The organism is Nocardioides daphniae, from assembly GCF_004777465.1.
GTDB lineage: Bacteria > Actinomycetota > Actinomycetes > Propionibacteriales > Nocardioidaceae > Nocardioides > Nocardioides daphniae.
Genome location: NZ_CP038462.1, coordinates 1,361,246 through 1,378,256 on the forward strand (window position 1 = coordinate 1,361,246; position 17,011 = coordinate 1,378,256).

Consider the following 17,011-nt stretch of genomic DNA (forward strand, 5'->3'; position numbering starts at 1 on the left):
TCAGACCTCCACCTTGATCAGTCGGCTCATCCAGAAGGCACCGACGCCGAGCATCACGGCGGCTCCGCCGAGCATGGCCCAGCCGATCGGGCTCTCGAACATGGGGTTGATGTAGCCCGGCTGCGTCAGGAACAGGTACAGGCCGAAGAGCGGCGGAAGGCCACCGAGGACGTACGCGGAGATCTTGCCCTCCGCGGCGAGCGCGTCGACCTGCCGACGCATGTACTCGCGCTCACGGATCGTGCCGGCGACGGTGTCCAGCAGCTCGGCGAGGTTTCCACCGACCTGGCGCTGGATCTTGATCGCCATGACGATCCAGGCGAAGTCCTTGCTCTCGAAGCGCTCGGTGATGCCCTCCATGGCGTCCTCGAGCGGCACGCCCAGGCGGGTCTCGACCAGCACGCGCTTGAACTCACCGGCGATGGGCTCGCTGCCCTCGCGGACGATGGTGTCGATCGACTGGGCGAGCGAGAGCCCGGCCGAGAGCGAGCCCGACATCAGCTGCAGGGTGTCCGGCAGCAGGGCGTTGAACTTCTTCACCCGGCGGCTCTTCTGGAAGCCCAGGTAGAGCCACGGGCCGAAGACGCCGAGGGCCACGAACATCAGGCCCACGAAGATGCTGCCGCCACCCATCAGGAGGCCGGCGAGGCCGGCCGCGATCACGATGCCGATGTGCAGCAGGAGCCACTCGGAGGTGTTCAGGCCGCTGCCGGCCGCGTCGAGGCGGCTCGCGATCCGGGCCTCCAGCGAGGTGTTGCGCTTGAGCACCGACTCCGCTGCGCCCTTGAACTGGGCGAGCTGGTCGGGCTGCGGTGCCCGGTGGTTGCCCTGACCCTCGGGGGCGCCGCCACCGGCTGCGTACAGCGTGACGCGCTCCTCGAGCGTGAGCTCGGCCTGCTTCGGCTTCAGGAAGAGGCCGAGCACCAGGAGCAGCGCGGCGAGGGCGACGAGGCCCATCGCGGCGTACTTGCCCCACTCGGGGAGGTAGAGGTTGTCCGGGACGCTCGGCACCGTCTCGGCCGCCGAGGCGCCCGAGGCGGTGAGGAGCACGGCTCCAGTGGCGAGGGCGGAGACCGCCCCCACGATGAGGAGGCGTCGCATCAGAACCCTCCTGCCGTGAAGATCCGCGGGTCGACGGTGACGTTGTTGTAGGCCATCTTCTCGAGGAACTTGGGCCGCAGGCCGGTCGACTTGAGGCCACCCAGCGTCTTGCCGTCGGCGTCGAAGCCGGCCGAGTGGTCGTAGACGAAGACGTCCTGGAGGGTGATGATGTCGCCCTCCATGCGCTCCACCTCGGTGACGTGGGTGATGTGGCGTGAGCCGTCCTTGAAGCGGGCCTGGTGCACGATCAGGTCGACCGCGGAGGCGACCTGCTCACGGATGGCCTTGATCGGGAGGTCCATGCCCGCCATCAGCACCATGGTCTCCATGCGCGACAGGGTGTCTCGCGGACCGTTGGAGTGCAGCGAGCAGATGGACCCGTCGTGACCGGTGTTCATGGCCTGGAGCATGTCGAGCGCGCTGGCGTCACGGACCTCACCGACGATGATGCGGTCAGGGCGCATGCGCAGGGAGTTCTTCACCAGGTCGCGGATCGTGACCGCACCCTTGCCCTCGATGTTGGAGGGGCGCGACTCCAGGCGTACGACGTGCTCCTGCTTGAGCTGGAGCTCGGCGGCGTCCTCGATGGTGACGATGCGCTCGTCGGCCGGGATGAAGGACGAGAGCACGTTCAGCGTGGTCGTCTTTCCGGCACCGGTCGACCCGGAGACGATGATGTTGAGGCGACCCCGGACGCAGGCGTCCAGGAAGGCCTTGGTCTTCTCGGTGAAGGAGCCGAAGCGCACCAGGTCGTCGGCGGTCAGCGGGTCGGCCGCGAACTTGCGGATGGTGAGGCACGAGCCGTCGATCGCCAGCGGCGGGACGACCGCGTTGACACGTGAGCCGTCGGGGAGGCGGGCGTCGACCATCGGGCTGGACTCGTCGACGCGTCGACCGACGCGGCTGACGATCTTGTCGATGGTGCGACGCAGGTGTGCCTCGTCCTGGAAGATCGCGTCGGCCTGGACCAGACGGCCCTTCTTCTCCAGCCAGATGTTGTGCGAGCCGTTGACCATGACCTCGGAGACGTCGGGGTCGCGCAGGTAGGGCTCGATCGGCCCGTAGCCGAGGATGTCGTCGGTGATCTCGCTGGTGACCTGCTGGCGGTCGCTGGCGCTGATCGGACGGTCCTGCTTGGCGAGCACGTCGGCCAGTGCCGCGCGCACCTTCTGGTCGAGCTCGCTCTGCTCCAGGTTGGAGTCGTAGAGCTGGGGACCCAGCTGGCGCAGCAGCTCGGCGTGCACGGAGGCCTTGAGCTCCTCGATGCGGTCGGCGCCCTTCGCCGGCAGCGCGCGCTTGCCGCCTGACTCGGTGCTGGCGGGCCCGCGCCGGTCCTGCAGCGGCGAGCTCGAGGCCTTGGCCGGTGCTGCCTTGGCGGCGGGCGCCTTCGGCGCGGCCGGTGCAGCGACCGGGGGGAGCGGCGGGAGCGTCATGTCGCCCATGGGCGGGGCGCCCGCAGCAGGTGCGGGAGCGGCCGGGGCGGCAGGGGCAGCGGGGGCGGCCGGAGCCGCGGCCGCAGCGGCTGCCGCCTCGGCCTGACGGCGGGCGGCGAGACGCTCGGAGAGGTTGCTCATCGATTCATCTCCTGCTGATGCGGAAGCGCTTCGGGCTGTCCTCGCGCTTGTCGGAGGAGGCCTGGGCGGGGGCGGACGAGGAGTGCGTCCTCGGCGACGGGGGAGTGGCTGCGGAGTCGGTCGCGATGCCCATCAGGCGGTCGGCCAGTGAGCGGACGGCCTTGGACGACGGGTGCGACGGCGCCGAGAGCATGAGCGGACGTCCCGCGTTGGTGGCCTTGGCGATGTCCAACGAAGTGGCCACCTGCACGGCGACGTCCATGCCGAGGATGCCCTCGACCTTGTCCGCGCTGATGCCGACCTGCTCGTCGGCGCGGTTGAGCAGCAGGTGGCGGTGGCCCTCGGCCACGCCCAGGACGTCGAGGGTCTCGAGTGCGACCTTGACGTTCTTCAGGGTCGGCACGTCGAGCGTGGCGACGACGATGCACTCGTCGGTCTCGTCCAGCGCGGTCAGCGTCTGCTCGTCGAAGGCCGGTGCGGTGTCCAGGACGATGTAGTCGAACTGCTCGCGCAGCGTCTGGAGCAGTCGCGCGACCAGCACGCCGCTGACCCGCTCCCGGGCGTCGGGGGCGCTGGGGGCCGCCAGGATCATCAGGCCGCTCTCGTGCGGGGTCATGAGCTGGGAGATGAACTGCTCGTCCATGTAGCTCTCGCCGCCGATGGCGTGCTCGATCGAGTGCGTCGGGAAGAGCTGCAGCGTGATGGCGATGTCGCCGAACGCCAGGTCGAGGTCGACGACGCAGACCTTGTTCTCGCCGCCACGCATCAGCGCGATGCCCAGGTTGACCGACATGGTCGTCTTGCCGACCCCACCCTTGGGGGAGAAGATCGTGACGACCCGGCCACCCTCGTGGTTGCGACCGGAGGCCTGGTTGCCGCGCAGGGCCACCGCCAGGGCGTGGGCACGCTGGATGGCACCGCCGACCTGGGCCAGGTCCTGGGCGGCGACGACCTCGCGGACGCCGGCGTGCATCGCCTGGGTGAGCACGGTGGTGTCGACCTCGTGGCGCAGGAGCACCACCGTGGTGGTCGGCATCGTCGTGCGCATGCGCTCGGCGAGCGCCACCGCGTCGGGGACGCCGACGCTCGGGCCGATGAGGACCGCGTACTCGTCAGGGTGGGCGTTGAGCCAGCCGAAGAGGCGCTCCGCCGAGTCCACGACCTGGCTCCCCTGGGGGAGCACGGTCAGGACCTGGGCTGCGGTCTGCGGGTCCGCTCCGAGAAGAATGGGCATGGTGTCGTCCTCAGTCGAAGAGGTTCTTGGCGGTGACGCCGTTGCTCTTCTGGACCTTGCTGTCCTCGGACAGCAGGCCGAAGGAGAGCTCGCCGTTGGCGGCTGCGTACTTGAGCCGCTCGGCCTGGTCCTGGTCAACGGCCAGGGTCAGCAGGGTGCGGGGCAGCTGCTCGGTGGTCTCCGTGCCGTCCGCCTCCGTGGAGGTCTGGGCGATCAGGGTGGTCGAGCCGGCCGCGAGGACCGTCACCTTGGGCAGCAGCAGGCGGGTGAACGGGATGGCCTCCGCGTCGGGGTCCTCCAGCAGGGCGGCGGCGGTCACCCAGATGGCGACCTCCGAGCCGGCCTGGACGAAGCCGGCGACGCGGGCGGTGTCGCTGAGCTCGACCGAGACCGCGACCTGGCCCTTGGGGATCGGGAGGCGCGAGGCCTCGGCGACGCCACCGAACTTCTCCGGGACGATCTGCTCGCCCGGTAGATGTTGGTGTTGGCGGCCAGGCCCTTGAGGGAGTCGACGGTGGCCACGGCGGTGGGCAGGAGCACGTTGCGCGGGATGCGCGTGCGCTGCAGCTTGCCGGCCTCGGCGGCCTGGGAGATGTCCTCGCCCGTCAGGATCGGCTGGACGGCGGTCAGGACCTCGACCGTCTCGTACTGGCCGGCAGCGCGCTTGTCAGCGCCCTGCACGTAGACGAACACGAAGGCCGCGCCGATCGCGGCCACGACGACGGCCACGACGAGAAGGAGCTTGCGTCGATCCATGAGTTCTTTGACCCTCTCGGTCCAAGGCAGGCCGATCCACCGTGGATCGAGCGCCGGTTCTACATCAGCCGCCACCTTGCCGAATGCGTGGGACAGGTGGGGCGGAAACGTCGATTCGAACGCTAGTTGTCTGGACCGGGGCGTGTGGGCGTTTTCGAAGGATCACTCTCCCCGAAATGAGGGAGGGGCCGTCGGGGGGTGTTGACCCCCGACGGCCCCTGTGGACCAAGCCCCTCGGATCAGGGCAGGTAGAGCGCCTCCACGTCCTCGCGGAACTCACGCATGACGACGTTGCGACGCAGCTTGAGGCTCGGCGTCAGCTGGCCGCCCTCCTCGGTCCACGAGGCGGGCAGGATCGTGTACTTGCGGATCGACTCGGCCCGCGAGACCGCCTTGTTGGCCTCCTCGACCGGCGGCGTCGATCTCCGCGCGCAGGTCGGCGTCGAACATCAGCTCGGCCATCGAGCCGGTCTTGCCCTTGGTGGCCGCCCAGCCGGGGACGGTCTCCTCGTCGAGGGTGATCAGGGCACCGATGAAGGGCTGGCCGTCGCCGACGACCATGCACTGGTCGATCAGCAGGTGGCCGCGCAGACGGTCCTCGAGCACGGCGGGGGCGACGTTCTTGCCGCCCGCGGTCACCAGGATCTCCTTCTTGCGGCCGGTGATCCGGACGAAGCCCTCCTCGTCGATCTCGCCGACGTCACCGGTGTGGAACCAGCCGTCGCGGTCGACGGCGTCGCCGGTCGCCTTCTCGTTCTTCCAGTAGCCGGCGAAGACCTGGCCACCCTTGAAGAGCAGCTCGCCGTCGTCGGCGACGCGCACGCTGGTGCCCGCGAAGGGGCGGCCGACGGTGCCGATCTTGTTGGCGGTCGGCTGGTTGACCGCGAGTGCCGCGGTGGTCTCGGTGAGGCCGTAGCCCTCGAGGACGACCAGGCCGATGCCGCGGTAGAAGTGGCCGAGGCGCTCGCCGAGCGGCGCGCCACCGGAGACGGCGTACTCGCAGCGACCACCCAGGGCGGTGCGGAGCTTGCCGTAGACCAGCTTGCCGAAGAGCGCGTGCTGCAGCTTGAGGCCGAGCGGGACGCGACCCTTCTCGACGGCGCGAGACCAGGCGATCGCCACGTCGGCGGCACGGTTGAAGATCTTGCCCTTGCCCTCGGCGGCGGCCTTCTGGGAGGCCGAGTTGAAGACCTTCTCGAAGACGCGCGGCACGGCCAGGATGAAGGTCGGCTTGAATACGCCGAGGTCGTCGACCAGGTTCTTGATGTCGGCGCTGTGGCCCACCGTGCTGCGCGCCTTGATCGCACCGATCTGGATGATCCGGGCGAAGACGTGGGCCAGCGGCAGGAAGAGCAGCGTCGAGGCGCCCTCGGCGAAGAGCTCGTTGATCTCGACCTCGACGGCCACGCCGAGCTCGAACATGAAGTTGCCGTGGGTGATCATGCAGCCCTTCGGCACACCGGTGGTGCCGGAGGTGTAGATCAGGGTCGCGAGGTCGAGCGGGGTGGCGGTCGTACGCCGTGCCTCCAGCTCGTCGTCGCCGACGCCCGTGCCGGCGGCGGAGAGCGCCTCGACGGCGCCCGCGTCGATCGACCAGACCTCACGCAGGTCGGCCAGGGTGTCGCGCACCTCGGCGACCCGGGCCACGTGGTCGGGGGACTCGGCCACCACGGCAACGGCGCCGGAGTCGGCGAGGATGTGCTGGACCTGCTCGGTGGAGGAGGTCTCGTAGACGGGGACGGTGACCGCGCCGGCGAACCAGATGGCGTAGTCGAAGAGCGTCCACTCGTAGCGGGTCTTGGAGATCAGGGCGACGCGGTCACCCACCTCGACGCCGGCGGCGACGAGGCCCTTGGAGACGGCCTGGACCTCGGCGAGGAACTGTGCAGCGGTGACGTCGACCCATCCCTGCCCGGTGTTGCGACGGAACGCGATCGACTCAGGAGCTTCCTGGGCGTTCCTCACGACGTCGTCGGTCAGGTTCCCGGTCTTCGGGATCTCGATGGTCAAGGGTGAGGAGTACTCACGCATCGTCAGGGCCTCCAGTCAGCTGTTGTTACCCGCAGGTTACCTCCGGGGGATGGGCAGGTGTGATCCGGTAGTCTCCACGAACACACCAGTCGGGAGCGGGCGACCTCGCCCGCCTGCGAGCGAGCGGAGAACAAGATGGCCGAGCAGACCACGTCGTCGATCGTCATCCAGGCCCCTGCCGCGGCGATCATGGACGTGATCGCCGACTTCGAGTCCTACCCCGCCTGGGCGACCGGAGTACGGGAGGCGCGCGTCGTCGACGCCGGCGAGGGCGGTCGTGCCCGCTCGGTCTTCTTCGCCCTCGACGTCTCGCCGATCAAGGACGAGTACACCCTCGTCTACGACTGGGACGGTGACCGCGCCGTGACCTGGACGCTGGCCGAGGGACGCATGCTCAAGGCCCTCGACGGGGCCTACGTGCTCGCCGAGCGCAACGACGGGACCACCGAGGTCACCTACCGCCTGGCGCTCGACGTCGCCATCCCGCTGATCGGGATGCTCAAGCGCAAGGGCGAGAAGATCCTGATCGACACCGCGCTCAAGGGCCTCAAGAAGCGCGTCGAGTCGCTCTGACCTTCCGCCCCGCCCCTGCTGCCCCTCCGGAGTGACGCCAGTGAGACTGCTCCTCTTCACCGGCAAGGGCGGCGTGGGCAAGTCGACGGTGGCCGCGGGCACCGCTGCGCTGGCCGCCGAGCGTGGCCTGCGCGCCCTGGTGGTCTCCACCGACACCGCCCACTCCCTCGGCGACGCCTTCGCGGCGGGGGTGGGCTCCGGCCCGACCGAGGTGGCGCCGCTGCTCTTCGTGCAGCAGGTCGACGCCCAGCGGCAGTTCGAGCGCTCGTGGACGGAGATCCAGGGCTACCTGCGCAACGTCCTGGACGCCGCCGGGCTCGACCCGCTGGCGGCGGAGGAGCTGACCGTCCTGCCCGGTGCCGAGGAGGTGCTGGCGCTGCTCGAGCTGCGTACGCAGGCACTCAGCGGCGAGTGGGACGTGATCGTCGTCGACTGCGCACCGACCGCGGAGACGCTGCGGCTGCTCGCGCTGCCGGAGGCGCTGAACTGGTACATGCGCCGCCTCTTCCCGGTGGAGCGCCGCGTGGTCAAGGCGCTGCGCCCGGTGCTCTCCAGGGCGGCCGGCGTGCCGATGCCCCAGGAGGCGGTCTTCGACGCGATCGAGCGGTTGTACGCCGAGCTCGCCGAGGTGCAGCAGCTGCTCAGCGGTGAGCAGTCCAGCGTCCGGGTCGTGCTGACCCCGGAGCGGATGGTCCTGGCCGAGGCACGGCGGGCGTGGACGACGCTCTCCCTCTACGGCTACCCCGTCGACGGCGTGGTGGTGAACCGCGTCTTCCCGCAGGAGGGCGCCGACGAGTGGCGCAGCGGCTGGGTCGAGGCCCAGGCCGAGGTGCTGGCCGACGTGCAGGACTCCTTCGCCGCGCTGGACGTGTGGACCTCGCCCTACCGCAGCAGGGAGCCGTTGGGCGTCGAGCAGCTCCGCGAGGTCGCGGCCGCGCTCTACGGCGACCGTGACCCGTTCGCCCCGGCGACGGGGCGTCGGCCCTTCCGGATCGAGCCGACCGAGGGGGGAGCCGTGCTGCACCTGGCCCTGCCGGAGGCCGAGCGGGCCGACGTCGATCTCGCCAGGAGTGCGGACGTCCTGGTCATCACCCACGGCCCGTATCGTCGCCTGCTCACGCTGCCCGCCTCGCTGACCCGGATGCAGGTCGCCGGGGCCGGGGTGTCGCAGGGGGAGCTGCGGGTGAGGTTCACCGAGGAGGGGACATGAGCACGGAGGACGAGGGCGCACGCCCCGGGCACGACCACGAGGTCGGCTCGCTGGGCGAGGAGGCCCTGCGGCTCCTGGGCGCGGTCTCCGGCTGGGTCTCCCACCACGGCGCCGACGCGCAGCACGGCGCCGAGGAGGTCGTGCGTCAAGCCTGCGAAGGTGTGCAGCAGGTGGCCCGGGGCTTCGAGGAGCACCTCGCCACCGGTGCCCCCGAGTGCACGTGGTGCCCGATCTGCCGCACGGTGCACGTCGTACGCAGCCTCAGCCCCGAGGTCACCACGCACCTGGGCGCTGCTGCGTCGTCGTTGCTCAAGGCCGCTGCGGCGCTGATGGCCACGGCCGTGCCCGACTCGGCGCGGGGCGGCTCCGGCCACCGGCCAGCGGGCGGTGCCTCCGAAGGGTCGGGCGACGAGCGGGTGCAGCACATCCCCCTCGACGACGAGCCGACCCCGTGAGCGAACCGGTGGACGGTCCCGTCTGGGTCGGGATCGACGTCGGCGGTACGAAGGTCCTGGCCGGGCTGGTCGATGCCACCGGCCGGGTGCTGCGCACCGCGCGGCTCGAGTCGGGCGGGCCGAGGGCCACCGAGGCCGCCCTGGAGCAGACACTCACCGATGCGCTCGACCTGGTCTGTGAGGGCGTGACGCCGCACGGCGTCGGACTGGCGGCCGCCGGGCTCGTCGACGGCGCGGGGGAGCGGGTCGCCTTCGCGCCGCACCTGCCGTGGCGCGACGCCGACGTCCGGGCCCGGCTGTCGTCGCGGTGGGGCCTGCCGGTCGCCCTGGAGAACGACGCCACCTGCGCGCTGTGGGCGGAGGTCGAGCACGGCGTCCTGGCCGGGGTCTCCGACGCGGTGCTGGTGACGCTGGGCACCGGGATCGGTGGCGGACTCCTCATCGGAGGCCGTGTGGTCCGGGGTGCCGGCGGCATGGCCGGCGAGTTCGGCCACATGCAGCTCGTGCCCGACGGTCGCCCGTGCCCGTGCGGGCTGAGCGGCTGCTGGGAGAGGTACGCCTCGGGCACCGCCCTCGAGGTGGCCGCCGAGGGACGTCTGGCCACCGGGCCGGCGATCACGGCCGCGGCCCGGGCGGGCGACGAGCTGGCGGTGGCCGCGCTGGCCGACGTCGGCCGTTGGCTGGGCGTCGGGGTGGCCAACCTGGTCTCCGCGCTGGACCCCGCCGTCGTGGTCGTCGGAGGGGGCGTCTCGTCCGCCGGTGACCTGGTCCTCGCCCCGGCGGCGGCCGCACTGCGTACGCACCTGCTCGCTGCCCGGCACCGGCGTGTGCCCGACCTCGTGGTCGCCCATCACGCGGAGCACGCCGGCGTGGTGGGCGCGGCAGCGCTCGCGCGGCGCCTCACCCAAGGGTCGCCGGCCGGCTGAGGGGCCGGGTCAGACCCGTGAACCGTCGTCCCACGGGTCCGGCGGCTCCTTGGGCATCGTCAGCACGAGGTAGCCGAAGCCGGCGACCAGGCCGACGACCAGGAACCCGATGAACGCTCGCGGCAGGTAGACGCCGGTCATCGCGGCCAGCACGAAGACCACCGGAGCGGCGAAGACGCCGATCCAGGCAGCGCGTCGGCGCCACGGCATCGGGGGAGCCGGCGGAGGGGTGGGCGGGACGAAGCGCTCCTCCTCGGCCGGGGTGTCGAGCCACGCCGGCAGCGACGGGGCCTCGTCGTGGACCGGCCCGAGGAAGGGGCCGGGTCGCGGGACGTCGTCGCGCTGCTCGACCGGCTCGGGGGTGGTGCCGTCCGCCTCGTCCGACTCCTCCGCCGGCACGTCCTGCTCCGGCACGTCCTGCTCCGCCAGGTCCTGCTCCGGCGCGTCCTGCTTCGGCGCGGTGTCATCGGTGCCACTCGCCTTGAGGGGCGGCAGGTCGACCTCCCTGTTGGCCGTCTCCGCGTAGTTGTCGACGATGAGGCGCCAGGCCTCGTCCTCGTCAGGAGTGGTCATGCCTCAGCGCCGCCGACCTCGGTCCGGGAGGCGGCGACGACCCGGGCCACGAAGGCGGCCGACTCTGCGTTGATCGTCTCGGCGTCGTTGTCCAGGGTGGCGACGTGGAAGCTGTCGGGCAGCACGAGCTCGGTGACGTCGGGCGAGGAGACGCCGGCGCGGATGATCCGGGCCGACGACGGGTCGACGACGTGGTCGACGGCCGAGCGGATGAGCAGCACCGGGGCGGTGACCTGCGGCAGGGCGTCACGCAGCGGTCGCCAGTTCTGCATCATCGAGTGGGCGGCCTTGAGCGGCGTGCGGTCGTAGCCGTGCTCGCGCACGCCCGGCTTCTTGATGTCGTTGGCGATGCCCGGGAGCGCGCCGAGCACGTGCTTGACCACGGGCAGCGCCAGGACGTCCTTGCGGGTGGTGGCGACGGCGGGGTTGACCAGGATGATCCCGGCGACCCGGTCGCCGAGGTCCGCGGCGAGACGCAGCACGAGACCGCCACCCATCGACAGCCCGGCGACGACGACCACCTCGTTCTCGGCGGCGAGCTTGTCGAAGGACTCCCGGACGGTGCCGTACCAGTCCTCCCAGCGGCGCGTGTTGAGGTCGCGCCACGAGGTGCCGTGGCCCGGCAACAGCGGCACCTCGACCGCGTACCCCAGGTCGGCCAGCGACTGCGCCCACGGCTTCACCGAGGCGGGCGATCCGGTGAACCCGTGGCTCACCAGCACCCCGACGCGACGGCCCCCGGTCAGCTCGGGGCGGGCGGGGAGGCTCAGCGGGGCGACGAGGTCGGCTTCGGTCATGTCGACGATTGTGCCGCAGTAGCGGATACGAGGACAGGGATTGGCATGTCTCACCCGGCACTCCGGGAGGGTCGTGCGCCCCTGCCCGAGCTCGCCAGGGGCTAGGCTCACGTCGTGCTGTACTGGTTCCTCAAGTGGATCGCCCTCGGGCCCTTCCTCCGGATCATCTTCCGCCCCCACACCCAGGGGCTCGAGAACGTCCCCTCGGAGGGGCCGGCGATCATGGCGTGCAACCACCTGTCGTACGCCGACTGGCTCTTCATGCCGCTCACCCTGCCGCGTCGCGTCACCTTCGTCGCGAAGGCGGAGTACTTCACGACCCCGGGCGTGAAGGGCTTCTTCCAGAAGATGTTCTTCTCCGGCGTCGGGCAGGTCCCGATCGACCGGGCCAGCGGCAGCGCCGCTGCCGGGGCGATGGCGTCGGCCGCGAAGATCCTCCAGGCCGGCGACCTCTTCGGCATCTTCCCCGAGGGCACCCGTTCGCACGACGGCAAGCTCTACCGCGGCAAGACCGGCGTCGCCCGGCTGGCCCTCACCACCGGAGTCCCGGTGATCCCGGTGGCCGTCGTGGGCACCGACGTGGTCGCCCCGCCCGGCAAGACCTTCGGCTCCTTCACCCGCCCGCACGTGCGCTTCGGTGAGCCGCTCGACTTCTCCCGCTACGCCGGCATGGAGAACGACCGCTACGTGCTGCGCTCGGTCACCGACGAGATCATGTACGAGATCATGCGGCTCTCCGGCCAGGAGTACGTGGACATGTACGCCACGAAGGCCAAGGAGGAGTCGAAGAAGGCTGCTGCCGCGGCGAAGGCTGCCGAGGCCGCCCGCGAGCGGGCCGAGGTCGACGGCGAGCTGCTGGGCCGCGGGGACGAGAGGGCGTCCTGAGCCCGGCCGTGCCGACGCTCGAGGCTGCTGCCCGGCTGGCGGTCGAGGACCGACTGCACCGCGCGCTGGCGGTCTTCCGGCTCGTCGTCACGCTCAACACCCTGGTCCTCACTGCCTGGCGGTGGGACAACTTCGAGCGCCAGGGCTGGACGCTGGTGGCGATCGCGGTCCTGCTGGCCTGGACGGTCACCGTCCACCTGCTCTACCGCCGCGCGGAGGGGCGTACGACGTGGGTCCACGTCGTCGACCTGGTGCTGGCGGTGCTCGCACTGGCGGTCACCCCACTCCTCAAGGGGGCGGACTTCAACGCCACCCTGCCCGGCTTCTGGGTGATGTGCGCCGTGCTCGCCTGGGCGGTGCGGTGGAACTGGCGCGGCGGAGTGCTGGCTGCCGCCGTCGTCTCCACGGTCGACCTGTCGATCCGGCCGGAGATCACCCAGACCAACTACGGCAACGTCTTCCTGCTGATGCTCGGCGGTGCCCTGATCGGCTACATGTGCCAGAGCCTGCAGGTGATGGCCAGCGAGCGCGCCGTCGCGGAGCGTCGGGCAGCCGTGGCGGGGGAGCGCGCGCGGCTCGCCCGTGCCGTCCACGACGGGGTGCTGCAGGTGCTCGCCCTGGTGCAGCGCAAGGGCGGCACCGAGGCGGACGCCGACTGGGCCCAGCTCGCCGGGCTCGCCGGGGAGCAGGAGGCCGCGCTGCGCGCCCTGATCCACGCCCAGGACGCCTGGACCATCGCGTCGGTGCCCGGACCGGTCGGTGCCCCGCGGGTTGGTCTCGAGGCCGACGCTCCGGACGACGCGCCGCGCGACCTGGCCGGCGCGCTGGAGCAGGCGGTGGGGCCGACGGTCACCGTCGCCACCCCTGGTCGCGCCGTGGTGCTCCCCGGCGCCGTGGTGGAGGCGTTGATGGGTGCCGTCGGGGCCTGCCTCGACAACGTACGCCTGCACGTCGGGCTCACGGCACCGGCGTGGGTGCTCGTCGAGGACCACAGCGACACGGTCGTGGTCTCCGTGCGCGACGAGGGGCCGGGGCATCCCCGAGGGTCGGCTGGCCGAGGCGCGCGAGCAGGGTCGCCTCGGGGTGCAGTCCTCGATCTGCGGCCGCATGGAGGAGATCGGTGGCCGCGCGGAGGTCCACACCGGCGACTGGGGTACCGAGTGGGAGCTGACGCTCCCGGTGCCGGACCGGGGCGCTGCCACGTGAAGGAGGACGCACACGCATGACGATCCACCCCGAGCACCCGTTCACCGGGCACACGCCCACCGACGAGGTACGCCGTCTGCGGGCCCGACTGGGTGGCGTGGTGACCCTGTGGACGGCGGGCGACGGCGCCGAGCGCGCTGGGCTCACGGTCTCGAGCGTGATGGTCGCCCGCGGTGACGAGGGGCGCGTCCTGAGCCTGGTCGACCCGCTCTCCGACTTCGCCGAGCTCTTCGAGCGCACCGACCGAGCGGTGGTCCATCTGCTGCGGTGGCACCACCGTGACCTGGCGGACGCCTTCGCCGGCCTCTCGCCAGCCCCCGGCGGCCCCTTCCGGATGGCCGAGTTCGAGGAGACCGACCACGGACCCCGGCTGCTCTCGGCGGGCACCTGGGCGCGGGTGGAGCGGGAGGCCCAGACGGAGGTCGGCTGGTCCAGGCTCTACACCGCCCGCGTGGTCGACCTGCACGTCGACGTCGAGAACGACCCGCTGGTCCACCGACGTGGCCGATACCGGCGCGCGGCCGACGCGGACAGCGGCGACGACCAGTAGCCTCGGGCGCGTGACGGAGACCGTGGGCAGGGACCAGGCGACCGGGGTGGCGACCAAGGTGATGGTGGTCGACGACCACCCGATGTGGCGCAACGCCGTCGAGCGGGACCTGGCCGAGGCAGGCTTCGAGGTGGTCGCGGTCGCTGCCAGCGGCGACGAGGCGATCACCCGCTTCGCCGCGGCCCGTCCGCACGTCGTCGTGCTCGACCTCCAGATCCCCGCACCCAACGGCGTGGAGGTCACCCGGACGGTGCTGGCCCAGGACCCGTCGGCGCGGGTGCTGATCCTCTCGGCCAGTGGCGAGCAGGCCGACGTGCTCGAGGCACTCAAGGCCGGGGCGACAGGCTACCTGGTCAAGTCGGCCTCCAGCGCCGACCTGATCGCCGCGGTCGGCCGGGTGGCCGCTGGTGGGACCGTCTTCACGCCCGGCCTGGCCGGTCTGGTGCTGGGCGAGTTCCGCCGGCTCTCCGACCCGAAGGAGGAGCAGTCCGAGGCGTCCCAGCTCACCGAGCGCGAGACCGAGGTCCTCCGCATGGTGGCCAAGGGCTGGGGCTCCAAGCAGATCGCCGAGCGCCTGGTCATCTCCCACCGGACCGTCCAGAACCACGTGCAGAACACCCTGCGCAAGCTCCAGATGCACAATCGTGTGGAGCTGACCCGGTGGGCCATCGAGCAGGGCCTGGACGACGACGAGGAGTGAGCGGTGGCCCACGACGAGGCGACGCAGCGGTTGCTCGGCGAGGCCGACGACCTCTACGCGCTCGCCGTCACCGACTTCACCCGTTCCCGTGACGCCCGCGCGGCGGAGCTCAAGACGGAGGACAAGGAGCTCGCCGCGCGCGTCAAGGCGCTGCGCAAGCCGACGGTGGCTGCCTGGGCGGTCAACGTCTTCGTCCGTCGCGAGGCCGAGCAGGTCGAGCAGCTGCTCGACCTGGGGGCGGCGCTGCGCGACGCGCAGAGCGCGTTGGACGGCGACGAGCTCCGGGCGTTGAGCCGCCAGCGCCGTCAGGTGACGGCCGCGATGGCGTCGCGGGCGCGCGCCGTCGCCGCCGACGAGGGCCAGCGCCTCACCCAGTCGGTGGTCGACCAGGTCGAGACCACCTTCACAGCGGCCCTGCTCGACGAGGGCGCTGCCGCTGCCGTCCGCTCGGGCCTGCTGGTGCAGGCGATCGCCGTCACCGGCGTGGAGGCGGTCGACCTCACCGGGTCGGTGGCCCTGCCCGACGCGCTCGGCTTCACCGCCCCGCCGCGGGAGGCGCCGCCCCAGGAGGAGGCGCCCCGCCCCGTCCTGCGCCTGGTCCCGGACCCGGAGCGTCGTACGAAGGAGCGTCGCGCCGCGAAGGAGGAGGTCGCCGCCGCCGAGCGCGCGGTCACCCGCGCAGCCCGCGCCCAGCGTGCGGCCCTACGCCGCGTCGACGACCTCGAGGCCAGGCTGCTGCGCCTGCGCTCGGAGGCCGACGAGCTGCGCCGCAAGGTGGCGCACCTGGAGGCGGAGGCCGAGGAGGTCGACGAGGAGCTGGTCGAGGCGGAGGAGGCGCGCGAGGAGGCCGACGGAGAGCTCGCAGCTGCCGAGGGGGAGCGCGACGACGCGGCCGAGGTGCTGGCGCGTCTGGAGCGCGACTGAGCGCCGCGGAGGGCTTTAGCAGCCCCTGTCAGGTCAGGCCCACCCCTCCGACCGCTCCACCGCATCCTGCCACCGGGCGTACTTCGCGTCGGCCTCGTCGCGCTCGGCGGCCGGCTCGAAGCGCGCGTCGAGCTGCCAGGTGGCCTTGAGGTCGTCGGTGGAGGCCCAGACGCCCGTGCCCAGCCCGGCCAGGAAGGCGGCCCCCAGGGCGGTGGTCTCGACGATCCTCGGCCGCTCGACCGGCAGCCCGACCTGGTCGGCCTGCACCTGGCAGAGCAGGCTGTTGGCCGCCGCGCCGCCGTCGACCTTGATCGAGGCGAGGTCGGGCATGGTCTCCAGCACGTCGCGCACCTCGTACGCGATCGCCTCGAGCGTCGCCCGCACCACGTGGGCCCGGGTCGTGCCCCGCGTGATGCCGATGACCAGGCCGCGGGCGTGCGGGTCCCAGTGCGGTGCGCCGAGCCCGGTGAGCGCCGGCACGAAGACCACGCCGTCGGTGTCGTCGACGGTGCGTGCCACCGCCTCGGCCTCCGCGGCGGAACCGATGATCTGCAGCCCGTCACGCAGCCACTGCACCGCCGCGCCGGTCACGAAGATCGAGCCCTCGAGGGCGTACGTCGTCTCGCCCTCCGGCGAGCGCCACGCCGCCGTGGTCAGCAGGCCGGCCTCGGAGCGCACCGGCGTGGTGCCGGTGTTGGTGAGGATGAAGGAACCGGTGCCGTAGGTGCACTTGGTCTCGCCCTCGTCGAAGCAGGTCTGGCCGAAGAGCGCGGACTGCTGGTCGCCGGCGATGCCCGCGATCGGGAGGGTGAGTCCGCAGAACGACGCCGGGTCGGTGTCGTCGATGACGCCCCAGCTCGGGACGATCTCGGGCAGCGCCTCGCGCGGGACGTCGAAGAGCGCGCAGAGCTCGTCGGACCAGTCGCCGGTGTGCAAGTCGAAGAGCAGGGTGCGCGAGGCGTTGGAGACGTCGGTGACGTGCCAGGTGCCGCGGGTCATGCGGGCGATGAGGTAGGAGTCGACGGTGCCGACGGCGTACCGGCCCGACTCGACCAGGGCCCAGGTGTGCGGCTCGTTCTCGCGCAGCCAGACCAGCTTGGTGCCGGAGAAGTAGGGGTCGAGGCGCAGCCCGGTCAGCTCGGCGACCCGCTCCTCGTGGCCCTCCTCGCGCAACCGAACGCAGATGTCGGCGCTGCGGCGGTCCTGCCACACGATGGCGCGTCGCGGCGAGCCGAGGGTCTCGCGGTCCCACAGCACCACCGTCTCGCGCTGGTTGGTGATGCCCAGCGCGGTCAGCTCGCCGGCGTCGACCTGGGTGAGCACCTCGCGGGTGGCGGCGATCGTCGCCTGCCAGATCTCCTCCGGGGCGTGCTCCACCCAGCCGGGTCGGGGGAAGTGCTGCGTGAACTCCTGGTAGCCCTTGGCCACGATGCTGCCGTCGGTGGCGACCACCACGGCCGTCACGCCGGTCGTGCCTGCGTCGATCGCGAGAACGCTCATGGGCGAGACCTTAGTG

At 71.8% G+C, this 17,011-nt stretch carries 18 protein-coding genes and 1 pseudogene; 9 read left to right on the forward strand and 10 right to left on the reverse strand.

Annotation, left to right across the window (positions count from 1 at the left end; translation table 11 throughout):
• From E2C04_RS06710 to E2C04_RS06735, 7 genes and pseudogenes are all read right to left on the reverse strand, one after another.
• Nucleotides 1-1,101: a type II secretion system F family protein gene (locus E2C04_RS06710; protein ID WP_135832031.1), complete on the reverse strand. Its 1,101-nt coding sequence runs from the start codon at nt 1,099-1,101 to the stop codon at nt 1-3.
• Nucleotides 1,101-2,675: a TadA family conjugal transfer-associated ATPase gene (locus tag E2C04_RS06715; RefSeq protein ID WP_170213490.1), complete on the reverse strand. Its 1,575-nt coding sequence runs from the start codon at nt 2,673-2,675 to the stop codon at nt 1,101-1,103. The genes E2C04_RS06710 and E2C04_RS06715 overlap by 1 nt, the downstream gene beginning before the upstream one ends.
• Nucleotides 2,676-2,679: 4 nt before the next feature.
• Nucleotides 2,680-3,909, reverse strand: coding sequence for a CpaE/TadZ family protein (locus E2C04_RS06725; protein WP_135832034.1), 1,230 nt, complete (start codon nt 3,907-3,909; stop codon nt 2,680-2,682).
• A 10-nt stretch (nt 3,910-3,919) separates the two neighbouring features.
• A complete protein-coding gene (locus tag E2C04_RS06730; RefSeq protein WP_238694496.1) occupies nt 3,920-4,321 on the reverse strand; it encodes an RcpC/CpaB family pilus assembly protein in 402 nt (133 codons plus the stop codon).
• The gene (locus E2C04_RS19475) at nt 4,225-4,665 is read right to left on the reverse strand and encodes a hypothetical protein (RefSeq protein ID WP_238694462.1); all 441 of its coding nucleotides are present in this window, start codon (nt 4,663-4,665) and stop codon (nt 4,225-4,227) included. Before E2C04_RS19475 ends, E2C04_RS06730 begins: the two co-directional genes overlap by 97 nt.
• A gap of 239 nt (nt 4,666-4,904) precedes the next feature.
• On the reverse strand, nt 4,905-5,036 hold the full coding sequence (locus tag E2C04_RS22270; RefSeq protein WP_477529301.1) for a hypothetical protein: 132 nt from the start codon (nt 5,034-5,036) through the stop codon (nt 4,905-4,907).
• Between the two features lie 193 nt (nt 5,037-5,229).
• Nucleotides 5,230-6,696, reverse strand: a pseudogene (locus tag E2C04_RS06735) (AMP-dependent synthetase/ligase); the annotation flags it as partial.
• Between the two features lie 135 nt (nt 6,697-6,831).
• On the opposite strand from E2C04_RS06735, the gene E2C04_RS06740 reads away from it, so the two are divergent.
• The 4 genes from E2C04_RS06740 to E2C04_RS06755 are packed head-to-tail and all read left to right on the forward strand — an operon-like array spanning nt 6,832 to nt 9,860.
• A complete protein-coding gene (locus E2C04_RS06740; RefSeq protein WP_135832036.1) occupies nt 6,832-7,269 on the forward strand; it encodes an SRPBCC family protein in 438 nt (145 codons plus the stop codon).
• 40 nt (nt 7,270-7,309) lie between these two features.
• Nucleotides 7,310-8,479 (forward strand): ArsA family ATPase, encoded by a 1,170-nt coding sequence (locus E2C04_RS06745; RefSeq protein WP_135832037.1) that lies wholly within the window; start codon nt 7,310-7,312, stop codon nt 8,477-8,479.
• Nucleotides 8,476-8,934 carry a hypothetical protein gene (locus tag E2C04_RS06750; protein WP_135832038.1) on the forward strand — a complete coding sequence of 153 codons (459 nt, stop codon included), beginning with the start codon at nt 8,476-8,478 and terminating at the stop codon, nt 8,932-8,934. Before E2C04_RS06745 ends, E2C04_RS06750 begins: the two co-directional genes overlap by 4 nt.
• Nucleotides 8,931-9,860: an ROK family protein gene (locus E2C04_RS06755; RefSeq protein ID WP_135832039.1), complete on the forward strand. Its 930-nt coding sequence runs from the start codon at nt 8,931-8,933 to the stop codon at nt 9,858-9,860. The genes E2C04_RS06750 and E2C04_RS06755 overlap by 4 nt, the downstream gene beginning before the upstream one ends.
• Nucleotides 9,861-9,869: 9 nt before the next feature.
• Here E2C04_RS06755 and E2C04_RS06760 read toward each other — a convergent pair whose 3' ends face one another.
• Both E2C04_RS06760 and E2C04_RS06765 read right to left on the reverse strand, forming a co-directional pair.
• The gene (locus tag E2C04_RS06760; protein ID WP_135832040.1) at nt 9,870-10,433 is read right to left on the reverse strand and encodes a hypothetical protein; all 564 of its coding nucleotides are present in this window, start codon (nt 10,431-10,433) and stop codon (nt 9,870-9,872) included.
• Nucleotides 10,430-11,230, reverse strand: a complete 801-nt coding sequence (locus E2C04_RS06765; protein WP_135832041.1) for an alpha/beta hydrolase — start codon at nt 11,228-11,230, stop codon at nt 10,430-10,432. Before E2C04_RS06765 ends, E2C04_RS06760 begins: the two co-directional genes overlap by 4 nt.
• 114 nt (nt 11,231-11,344) lie before the next feature.
• On the opposite strand from E2C04_RS06765, the gene E2C04_RS06770 reads away from it, so the two are divergent.
• Genes E2C04_RS06770 through E2C04_RS06790 form a run of 5 tightly spaced genes read left to right on the forward strand, consistent with a single transcriptional unit; the run spans nt 11,345 to nt 15,495 of the window.
• Entirely contained in the window at nt 11,345-12,115 is a 771-nt protein-coding gene (locus E2C04_RS06770; protein WP_135832042.1) for a lysophospholipid acyltransferase family protein, read from the forward strand.
• Nucleotides 12,116-12,123: 8 nt separating this feature from the next.
• Nucleotides 12,124-13,341 (forward strand): ATP-binding protein, encoded by a 1,218-nt coding sequence (locus E2C04_RS06775; RefSeq protein WP_238694464.1) that lies wholly within the window; start codon nt 12,124-12,126, stop codon nt 13,339-13,341.
• Entirely contained in the window at nt 13,338-13,871 is a 534-nt protein-coding gene (locus E2C04_RS06780) for a flavin reductase family protein (RefSeq protein WP_135832043.1), read from the forward strand. Before E2C04_RS06775 ends, E2C04_RS06780 begins: the two co-directional genes overlap by 4 nt.
• Before the next feature lie 10 nt (nt 13,872-13,881).
• Nucleotides 13,882-14,571, forward strand: a complete 690-nt coding sequence (locus tag E2C04_RS06785; RefSeq protein ID WP_443093910.1) for a response regulator — start codon at nt 13,882-13,884, stop codon at nt 14,569-14,571.
• 3 nt (nt 14,572-14,574) lie between these two features.
• Complete coding sequence (locus E2C04_RS06790; protein WP_170213491.1) at nt 14,575-15,495, forward strand: hypothetical protein; 921 nt, start codon at nt 14,575-14,577, stop codon at nt 15,493-15,495.
• 33 nt (nt 15,496-15,528) lie between these two features.
• On the opposite strand, the gene glpK is transcribed toward E2C04_RS06790, so the two are convergent.
• Nucleotides 15,529-16,995 (reverse strand): glycerol kinase GlpK, encoded by a 1,467-nt coding sequence (gene glpK, locus E2C04_RS06795; protein ID WP_135832044.1) that lies wholly within the window; start codon nt 16,993-16,995, stop codon nt 15,529-15,531.
• Nucleotides 16,996-17,011 lie beyond the last annotated feature (16 nt).

What these genes read in the sequence shown, in the direction of transcription:
- E2C04_RS06750 (WP_135832038.1), top strand. Translation starts at nt 8,476, where the DNA reads ATGAGCACGGAGGACGAGGGCGCACGCCCCGGGCACGACCACGAGGTC.
- E2C04_RS06765 (WP_135832041.1), bottom strand. Translation starts at nt 11,230, where the DNA reads ATGACCGAAGCCGACCTCGTCGCCCCGCTGAGCCTCCCCGCCCGCCCC.
- E2C04_RS06780 (WP_135832043.1), top strand. Translation starts at nt 13,338, where the DNA reads ATGACGATCCACCCCGAGCACCCGTTCACCGGGCACACGCCCACCGAC.
- E2C04_RS06710 (WP_135832031.1), bottom strand. Translation starts at nt 1,101, where the DNA reads ATGCGACGCCTCCTCATCGTGGGGGCGGTCTCCGCCCTCGCCACTGGA.
- E2C04_RS06725 (WP_135832034.1), bottom strand. Translation starts at nt 3,909, where the DNA reads ATGCCCATTCTTCTCGGAGCGGACCCGCAGACCGCAGCCCAGGTCCTG.
- E2C04_RS19475 (WP_238694462.1), bottom strand. Translation starts at nt 4,665, where the DNA reads ATGGATCGACGCAAGCTCCTTCTCGTCGTGGCCGTCGTCGTGGCCGCG.
- E2C04_RS06715 (WP_170213490.1), bottom strand. Translation starts at nt 2,675, where the DNA reads ATGAGCAACCTCTCCGAGCGTCTCGCCGCCCGCCGTCAGGCCGAGGCG.
- E2C04_RS06740 (WP_135832036.1), top strand. Translation starts at nt 6,832, where the DNA reads ATGGCCGAGCAGACCACGTCGTCGATCGTCATCCAGGCCCCTGCCGCG.
- E2C04_RS06760 (WP_135832040.1), bottom strand. Translation starts at nt 10,433, where the DNA reads ATGACCACTCCTGACGAGGACGAGGCCTGGCGCCTCATCGTCGACAAC.
- glpK (WP_135832044.1), bottom strand. Translation starts at nt 16,995, where the DNA reads ATGAGCGTTCTCGCGATCGACGCAGGCACGACCGGCGTGACGGCCGTG.